The organism is Dyella sp. 01N36 (genome assembly GCF_056399745.1).
The window spans coordinates 1-8,501 of record NZ_JBFTRY010000149.1; the positions used below are offsets into that span (position 1 = coordinate 1).

Annotated in this window: 8 protein-coding genes; 4 read left to right on the forward strand and 4 right to left on the reverse strand. The window is 64.5% G+C overall.

Annotated features, from left to right (window positions below; all coding sequences use genetic code 11):
* A partial coding sequence (locus AC1DMG_RS17100; RefSeq protein WP_477180816.1) for a DJ-1/PfpI family protein occupies positions 1-355 on the reverse strand: 355 nt, incomplete at its 3' end.
* A 109-nt stretch (positions 356-464) separates the two neighbouring features.
* On the opposite strand from AC1DMG_RS17100, the gene AC1DMG_RS17105 reads away from it, so the two are divergent.
* On the forward strand, positions 465-1,103 hold the full coding sequence (locus AC1DMG_RS17105) for a cysteine hydrolase family protein (protein WP_441603284.1): 639 nt from the start codon (positions 465-467) through the stop codon (positions 1,101-1,103).
* On the opposite strand, the gene aat is transcribed toward AC1DMG_RS17105, so the two are convergent.
* A complete protein-coding gene (aat, locus tag AC1DMG_RS17110) occupies positions 1,085-1,819 on the reverse strand; it encodes a leucyl/phenylalanyl-tRNA--protein transferase (protein WP_477180817.1) in 735 nt (244 codons plus the stop codon). The two genes, AC1DMG_RS17105 and aat, sit on opposite strands and share 19 nt — an antisense overlap.
* Before the next feature lie 96 nt (positions 1,820-1,915).
* On the opposite strand from aat, the gene AC1DMG_RS17115 reads away from it, so the two are divergent.
* Positions 1,916-3,313: a serine hydrolase domain-containing protein gene (locus tag AC1DMG_RS17115; protein ID WP_441611243.1), complete on the forward strand. Its 1,398-nt coding sequence runs from the start codon at positions 1,916-1,918 to the stop codon at positions 3,311-3,313.
* 4 nt (positions 3,314-3,317) lie between these two features.
* On the opposite strand, the gene AC1DMG_RS17120 is transcribed toward AC1DMG_RS17115, so the two are convergent.
* Together AC1DMG_RS17120 and trxB are read right to left on the reverse strand one after the other, a co-directional pair.
* Complete coding sequence (locus AC1DMG_RS17120; RefSeq protein WP_441603287.1) at positions 3,318-4,460, reverse strand: GNAT family N-acetyltransferase; 1,143 nt, start codon at positions 4,458-4,460, stop codon at positions 3,318-3,320.
* Between the two features lie 90 nt (positions 4,461-4,550).
* Positions 4,551-5,516, reverse strand: coding sequence for a thioredoxin-disulfide reductase (gene trxB / locus AC1DMG_RS17125; protein WP_441603288.1), 966 nt, complete (start codon positions 5,514-5,516; stop codon positions 4,551-4,553).
* A 453-nt stretch (positions 5,517-5,969) separates the two neighbouring features.
* On the opposite strand from trxB, the gene ald reads away from it, so the two are divergent.
* Positions 5,970-7,034: an alanine dehydrogenase gene (gene ald, locus AC1DMG_RS17130; RefSeq protein WP_477180818.1), complete on the forward strand. Its 1,065-nt coding sequence runs from the start codon at positions 5,970-5,972 to the stop codon at positions 7,032-7,034.
* An 84-nt stretch (positions 7,035-7,118) separates the two neighbouring features.
* The coding region (locus AC1DMG_RS17135) for a DNA translocase FtsK (protein WP_477180819.1) at positions 7,119-8,501 on the forward strand (1,383 nt) is incomplete at its 3' end.

The window sequence follows — 8,501 nt, forward strand, 5'->3', positions numbered from 1 at the left end:
GCACATACGCGCCCATGCACAGCACATACGCGCCCATGCACAAGCCGACCACACGCTTGCCGCGCGCGGCGGCCTTGCGCAGGTGTTGCAGCAACGCGGCGGGAGGCACTTCATCCGGATCGCGCCAGGACGGCACGATGATGATGTCCGACTGACCCAGTTCATCCAGTCCGTAAGGCGTGCCGATGGTGAATCCCGCGGCGCTCGAAATCTGCTCGCCTTCGGCTGAGCACACGCGCAGGCGGAACGGCGAAGCACCTTCCGGCGTGGGCGACTGGAACACCGCGCAAGGCACGGAGAGATGGAAGGGGAGGATGCCCTCGAAGGCAACCACGGCGACGCGGATCGTACGCATGACCTCGATTCCAGTTGGCCCGATACCATCGATAGTTGTCCTTCGGGCCACTCGTTGGCAAGTGCCCGTCGACGCACCATGCACGCATCCCAACCCAAGGAGTTGTGCCATGTCGATTCATCCGCGCCGTGCCCTCATCGTGATCGATGTGCAGAACGAATACTTCACGGGCAATCTGCAGATCGAATATCCGCCGTCGGCCCAGTCGCTGCCGCGCATCACGCGGATCATGGATGCGGCCACCGCGGCCGGCGTGCCGGTGATCGTGATCCAGCAGGATTCACCGGCCGATGCGCCGGCGTTCGCCAACGGCAGCGACGGCTGGCAACTGCATCCTGAGATCGAGCGCCGCCATCGTGACGCGCTGTTTCGCAAGCCGTTGCCGAGCGCCTTCAGCGACACGGGCCTTGGCGCATGGCTGGAGCAGCACGCCATCGACACGCTGACGGTGGTTGGTTACATGACGCACAACTGCAACGACACCACCATCAAGCATGCCTTCGATCGCGGCATCAACGTGGAATTCGTGCAGGACGCATCGGGTGCGGTCTCCTACGCCAATCGCGCCGGCCATGCGAGCGCCGAGGAGATCCACCGCGTGTTCAGCGTGGTGCTGCAGTCGCGGTTCGCCGCCGTGTTGAGCACGGACGAGTGGTTGCAGGTCTTGGCCGATGGAGAGTCGCCGGTGCGCGAGAACATCCTCGCGTCGTATCAGGCGGCGCGGGCGCGTCAGCCCGCAGCGGCCTGATCGGTCAACTGTGCCAGGGCAGTGAACGAGGCCCAGCTGCCGGGCTGTCCCGGCAGATGCGACAACTGGGCCACGGTTCGCAGGAATTGGGCGCGGGGGTATTCCACCGCGCCCAATTGCATCAGATGACTATTGGTCACCTGGGCATCGATCCAGGGAAAGTCCCAGGCGCGCAGCAGTTTCGCCAGTGCCGTGAGCGCCAGGCGCGAGCCGCCGCTTTCGCGGCTGAACATGGATTCGCCGCAGAACAACCGGCCCACGGCGATGCCGTAGATGCCGCCCACCAGGCGGTMGTGCTCCCACACTTCCACGCTGTGTGCATGACCCATCTCGTGCAGGCGCACATACGCGTCGATCATGGGCGTCACGATCCAGGTGCCGCTCTGGCCGGGGCGTGGCGCGGCGCAAGCTTCCACCACGTCGCGAAACGCATGATCCACCGTAACCCGCCAGTCCACCTGCGCCAGCCGGCGTCGAAGCGTGCGGTTGGGCAGCAGGGTGCTGGTGTGAAAGACGCAGCGCGGATCGGGCGACCACCACAGCAGTGGCTCGTCCTCGTTGAACCACGGGAAGATGCCTTGCGCGTAAGCGGCCAGCAGACGCCGGGGCGACAAGTCGCCGCCGAAGGCCAGCAGGCCGTTCGGATCGTTCAATGCCTTGCGCGGATCAGGAAAGTGTTCGGGCCTGGTCGCGTCGAGCAGGGGCAATCGAATCATGGGGCGCGGGTCGAGGCGATACGGGATCTGCGGTACATGCTACCGGCATGAGCTTGCGGTTAGCATGCCTCACTTTCACAACTCCAGGGATCGGGCATGCTTCGTCGCTTTTGCTGGTGGATGGTTTGTCTCGCGCCCGCGGCGATGGCCTCGCCTCCTGCGCTCGATCACGCCGTGTCGACACAGATCGACAGCAATGTTCAGGCGGTGCTGCAACGCACGGGCACACCTGGCGCCACCCTCGCGATCTACCGGGACGGCGTGGCCGTCTACCGCCACGCCTATGGCCTGAGCGATCGCGAGCGCAAAACGCCCGCAACGGTATCGACGACCTACGAAATCGGCTCGATTACCAAGCAGTTCACCGCCGCGGCCATTCTTCAGTTGCAGGAAGCGGGCAAGCTCGACATCAACGCCACGCTGGCGACTTATCTGCCGGATGCGCCGCACGCCAGGGAAGTGACGCTCAGGCAGCTGCTCTCCCATACCAGCGGCATGCCGGAGTATCTGGATGGACCCGACGTCGAGCAGTGGGCCGTCAAGCCGGCATCGTTCGATCAGATCATGGCGCGCATCAAGGACAAGCCGCTGGATTTTCCGCCGGGCAGCCGCTGGTCCTATTCCAATAGCGGTTATGCGCTGCTGGGGCGGGTGATCGAAGTCACCTCGAAGGAATCGTACGAACACTATGTGAAAACGCATCTGCTGGCTGCAGCCGGCATGACTCACACGTATAACGTGGCCGACGAAGCGCAGCTCGCCGGCATGGCCAAGGGCTACCGGCACACCGACGGAAAGCTGGAGTTGGCGCCCACCATCCATGCCACCGTCGGCTGGGCAGCGGGCAACCTGGTCTCCACCGTGGATGAGCTGGAGCGTTGGAACGTGGCGCTGCGCAGCGGAAAAATCGTGCGTCCCGCCGACTACGCGCTGATGACGACGCCTGCGCCGGGCAGCACGGATTACGGCCTGGGTCTGTTCATCGACACGCTCGATGAGCAGCCGCGCATCGGCCACACCGGTGGTTCGTTCGGCTTCACTACGTCCAATCAGTATTTCCCGAAGCAGGACGTGCAGATCATTGCCTTCACCAATAACGGCGACAATCCGGAGCCGGGCCAGATGCTGGTGACCGCCACGTTCGAGGCCTTGTATCCGCAGATCGCTGCGACGGCACGCAAGCCTGCGGCTGGCGAAGATGCGGCGACGACGGCCGTGGTGCACAAGGCGTTCAGCCAATTGCAGCGCGGCGACCAAGACACCTCGGCCTTCGGCGACAAGTTGAAAGCGAAGCTGGCCGCCGGCCTGTCCGGTCGCATGGCCAGGCAGCTGTCGCCGTTCGGCGAGCCGTCGTCCTTCATCTTCAAGGGGCAGCGTCACGACAAGGACGGCACCTGGAACGACTACCGGATCGATTTCGGCCCCGGCAACAGTCTTCCGTTCGGTGTGAGGCTGGATGCCGACGGCAAGGTGGTCGGCATCTCCATCGGCTAGGGAATCAGGCGTCCGGCAGGTGTGCGTAGGGGCTGTGCTGCATCAGCTCCTGCGCGTAGTCGTCCATGCCTTCGGCTTCGTGTTGCAGCGCCTGCCTCACCGCATCGCGAAAACTCTTGTTCACCAGATAGTGCCGCGACTGCGTGCGTACCGGCAGGAAGCCGCGGGCGAGTTTATGCTCGCCTTGCGCACCGGGCTCGAAGCGCTGCAAGCCGTGACGGATCGCATGCTCGATGCCCTGGTAGTAACAGAGCTCGAAATGCAGGCCCGGCACCTCGACCTCGGCGCCCCAGTAGCGGCCATACAGCGTGTCGGTGCTTTGCAGGAACAGCGCCATCGCCACGATGCGTTCGCCATGGCGCGCCAGCGCAAGTTGCACCGCATCGCCCAGCGCGTCGCGCAGACCAAGGAACATCGACCGCGTCAGCGCGGCGTGGTTGCCCTTGGCGTCAAAAGTGGACTCGTAAAGCGCGTGGACATGCCGCCACTCATCGACGCTCAGCGAGCCGCCGCTGCGCATCTCGATCGCCAGGCCGCTGCGGGCCACGTGCGTGCGCTCCTGGCGGATGTTTTTCCGCTTCTTGTGATTGAGTGCAGCGAGGAACTGGGCGAAGTCCGCATAGGCATGGTTATGCCAGTGGAACTGCACATCGGAACGGACCAGCCAGGGGCTTTCGAACGCCGCCAGTTCGTCGTCGCACAAAAAATTGGCATGCACGGAGGAGAGGTTCATGCGCTCGGCGAAGGTGCGCATGGCGGTGGTCAATGCCTGTTGTCGTTCTGCCGTGCGTTCGTCGTTGCCGGCCAGCAGGCGCGGTCCGGGCACGGGCGAGTAGGGCACGGCGTTGAGCAGCTTGGGATAGTAATCGCCGCCCGCGCGCTCCCAGGCGCTGGCCCAGCTCCAGTCGAACACGAACTCGCCGTGTGAGTTGCCCTTCAGATACAACGGGGCCGCGGCGATGAGCGCGCCGTCTTCATACAGGCCAAGGTGATGCGCCTGCCAGCCCCAATCGGGACGGATGCAGCCTGTTCGTTCCAGCAGGGCGAGGAAAGCGTGCGAGACGAACGGATTGTCGTCGGGCCGAAGCGCATCCCAGGCCTCGGCCGGGATGCGTTCGATGCTGTCGTGGAAGCGGGCTTCGATCACGGCGCTCCAAAAACCACAGAAAACTCCGTCTTCCATCCCGTCAGTCCGACGCGAGCCGGAATGACGGTCAAAAGCTGACGGTCAGAAGACTCAGCTCGCCGGACCCTGCTGATCCAGCCAACGCTCTGCATCCAGCGCCGCCATGCAGCCAAACCCCGCCGAGGTCACCGCCTGGCGATACACATGGTCCGCCACGTCGCCGGCAGCAAACACACCCTGCACCGAGGTCATCGTGGCCATGCCGCCCAGGCCGCTGCGGATCTTGATGTAACCGTCGTGCATGTCGAGCTGGCCGTCGAAGATGCCGGTGTTGGGCTGGTGGCCGATGGCGACGAAGAAACCGTTCACCGGGATCTCGCGCGTCTCGCCGGTGTTGATGTCCTTCACGCGCACGCCGTTGACGCCGGAGTTGTCGCCCAGCACTTCATCGACCGTGTGGTTCCAGATCAGCTCGATCTTGCCGGCCGCGGCCTTCTCGAACAGCTTGTCCTGCATGATCTTCTCGGCGCGCAGCTTGTCGCGGCGGTGCACGAGATAAACCTTGCTGCAGATGTTGGACAGGTACAGCGCTTCTTCCACGGCGGTATTGCCGCCGCCGATCACCGCCACTTCCTGCTCGCGGAAGAAGAAGCCGTCACAGGTGGCGCAGGCGGACACGCCGCGGCCCTTGTAGTGCTCTTCGCTGGCGATGCCGAGGTACTTGGCGGTGGCGCCGGTGGTGATGATCAGCGCGTCGCAGGTGTATTCACCCGAGTCGCCCTTGAGGCGGAACGGGCGCTGCTTCAAGTCCACGCTGTGGATATGGTCAAACACCATCTGCGTTTCGAAACGCTCGGCATGCTGCGCCATGCGCTGCATCAGCTCCGGACCCTGCACGCCCTTGTCGTCGCCCGGCCAGTTGTCCACCTCGGTGGTGGTCATCAGCTGGCCGCCCTGCTGCAGGCCGGTGATCATCATCGGCTTGAGGTTGGCGCGGGCAGCGTAGACGGCGGCGGTGTAACCGGCGGGACCGCTGCCCAGGATCAGCAGGCGGCTGTGCTTGGTGGATGCGTTCATGCGTTCCTTCTATCCGCCGTGGTGGGCGGTGATGTTCGTGAATGGTGAGGGCAGGGGTGGAGCCGGTGGACCATGCTCAGGCGCATGGTGGTCAGGCGATCCACACCATATATGGGCTGTTAGCTGGTTTTCAGCAGGTTGGGCTGTATCTCGTTGACTTTGCTGCAACTGCGCAAAGGTGGTCTGCTTGCGCGGCGTCGCGGGAATGTGAAAACGGCCTGCCCATCTTGGTTATAATCCTTCGGGTTTGCTGGCGACTTGCATCAGTCATTCGCTCCATCACCTGCGGCGGTTTCCTACCTACCGGCAAGGCATGAACGGAGACGAGGCGTCCGAACCCGGAAGGATGGGGAAGACGCCGGGACGATTCAAGCACTGCCGGCCTTGAGGTTTGCCGGGCCGGGTGCGGCCTGGCGTCGTTGCCACTTAGCTTTCCCACAGGATCCACTCCCCATGCGTATTGGTATTCCCTCCGAAACCAAGACCCTCGAAGGTCGTGTTGCCCTCATTCCCGCCGCTGCTGCCGATCTGGTCCGCCGTGGCCACGAGGTGTTCATCCAGGCCGGCGCGGGCGAAAAGAGCGGCTTCTCCGACGAGGCCTATGCCAAGGTCGGCGTGAAGATCGCCGCCGACGCCGCTGCCCTGTACGAGGCTGGCGAGCTGATCGTGAAGGTGAAGGAGCCGGTTGCCGGCGACCTCGCCCTGCTCAAGAAGCACCACCAGCTGTTCTGCTACCTGCACCTGGCTGCCGAGCCGGCGCTGACCAAGAGCCTGCTCGACATCGGCCTGACCGGCGTGGCGTTCGAGTCGGTGGAAGAGAACGGCGGCCTGCCGCTGCTGCTGCCGATGTCGGTGATCGCCGGTCGCATCGCCACCCAGATCGGCACCACGCTGCTGCATCGTCCGCAGGGCGGCAAGGGCAAGCTGCTGGGCGGCATGGCCTCCACCCCGCGTGGCAAGGTCGTGGTGCTGGGCGCCGGCGCTGCCGGTGGCAACGCCGCTGCACTGGCCGCCGCTGCTGGCGCCAACGTGGTGGTGTTCGACAAGCGCCAGGATCGCCTGGCCGAGATGATGGCCATGGGCCCGAACGTCACCGCGCTGTACGCCTATGAATCGTCGGTGGCCGAAGAAGTCGCCAACGCTGACCTGGTGGTCGGCGCCGTGCTGATCCCCAGCGCCAAGGCGCCGCGCGTGGTCACCGAAGAGATGGTCAAGACCATGGAGAAGGGCAGCGTGCTGGTGGACATCTCCATCGACCAGGGTGGCTGCTTCGAGACCTCGCGTCCGACCACCTGGAAGGAACCGACCTATGACGTGCACGGTGTAACCCACTTCTGCGTCACGAATATGCCGGGTGCCGTGCCGCAGACCTCGTCGGTGGCGATTTCTGCCGCTATCCTGCCGTATGTGCAGCGTCTGGCCGCCGGCAACGAATGGCGCCAGTTCGAACCGCTGCGCGGGGGCATCAACGTCGACGGCGGCGAGCTGGTTCATCCGGCGCTCAAGGGCATGATCTAAGGTCTTGCCTGCCGCTTAGGCGGATGTGACACCGTCCGGCCGTCCTCGTTGGCGGCCGGACTCATGAACAGGATAAGGATCACGGTGCCGCGTACCGCGAACGTCAAGAAAGACAAGCAAGAGCGCGAAGGCCTCAGTGAAGAACTGAAGCGCCGTCTGCGCGAGGCCGGGGCGCTGCTGCTGCTGCCGCTGGCGCTTTATCTATTGGTCTGCCTGTTCAGCTACAACGACCAGGACCCTAGCTGGGGGCATGCGGGTACCGCCGAGCACGCGCGCAACTTCGGCGGCGAGATTGGCGCGAATATCGCCAATGTGCTGCGCTACATCTTTGGCCTGATTTCCTATTTCTTCCCGTTGCTGCTTCTCTTCCTGGGCGTGCAGGTGCTGCGCCATCGCGGCGAGCGCACCGTGCAGCCGTGGGAGCCGTCGCTGCGCCTGATTGGTTCGGTGTTTTTCTTCATCACCGCGCCGGCGCTGCTTTATCTCAATTTCAACGATGAGCCGATCCTGCCCCAGGGCGTGGGCGGCATCATCGGCATGTGGGTGGGTCGCGGCCTGCTGCATGCGCTGGGCGACAAGGGTGCGCCGCTGTTGCTGCTGGCGATGTTCCTGATCGCCGTGACGCTGGCGACGGGTCTGTCCTGGTTCAAAGTGGCCGACCTCACCGGGCAGGGCGTGCTGAAGCTCGCCGGCTGGTTCGGTGGCAAGCTGCGCGAGGCACCCGAAGTGCTGGCCGCCCGCCAGGCGCGCGCCGAGCGCGAGGTCGTCAAGAAGACCGAGGCCGTGAAGCAGGCCAAGCGCGAGCCGGTTCGCATCGAAACCGCACCTGCGCCCGTGGTGAAAAGCGAGCGCGCCAAGCTGGAAACCCAGATTCCGCTGTTCACCGGTGCCTCCGCCCCGGGCGAACTGCCGCCGTTGTCGCTGCTGGACGAAGCGCCGGAGCAGGGCCCGGGTTACTCGGAAGAAACGCTTGAAGTGCTGTCGCGCCAGCTCGAGCTGAAGCTCAAGGATTTCCGCATCGAGGCCAAGGTGGTGGGCGTGTATCCCGGGCCGGTCATCACGCGCTTCGAACTGGAGCCTGCGGCCGGCGTGCGCGGTTCGCAGGTGTCGAGCCTGGACAAGGACATCGCGCGCGGCCTCTCGGTGGTCAGCGTGCGCGTGGTCGACGTGATCCCAGGCAAGAACGTCATCGGCCTGGAAATTCCCAACGCCAAGAAACAGATCGTCTATCTCTCCGAGATCCTGCGTTCGGACAAATACGACGCCATGAAGTCGCCGCTGGCGCTGGCGCTGGGCAAGGACATCGGCGGCCGCCCGGTGGTGGCCGACCTGGCCAAGATGCCGCATCTGCTGGTGGCCGGTACCACGGGTTCGGGCAAGTCGGTGGCCGTGAACGCCATGGTGTTGAGCCTGCTGTACAAGGCCAGCGCCAAGGACGTGCGCATGATCATGATCGACCCGAAGATG

Bases quoted from the DNA above. Each gene is read 5' to 3' on its own strand.
- trxB (WP_441603288.1), bottom strand. From the start codon at position 5,516: ATGAACGCATCCACCAAGCACAGCCGCCTGCTGATCCTGGGCAGCGGT.
- AC1DMG_RS17105 (WP_441603284.1), top strand. From the start codon at position 465: ATGTCGATTCATCCGCGCCGTGCCCTCATCGTGATCGATGTGCAGAAC.
- ald (WP_477180818.1), top strand. From the start codon at position 5,970: ATGCGTATTGGTATTCCCTCCGAAACCAAGACCCTCGAAGGTCGTGTT.
- AC1DMG_RS17115 (WP_441611243.1), top strand. From the start codon at position 1,916: ATGCTTCGTCGCTTTTGCTGGTGGATGGTTTGTCTCGCGCCCGCGGCG.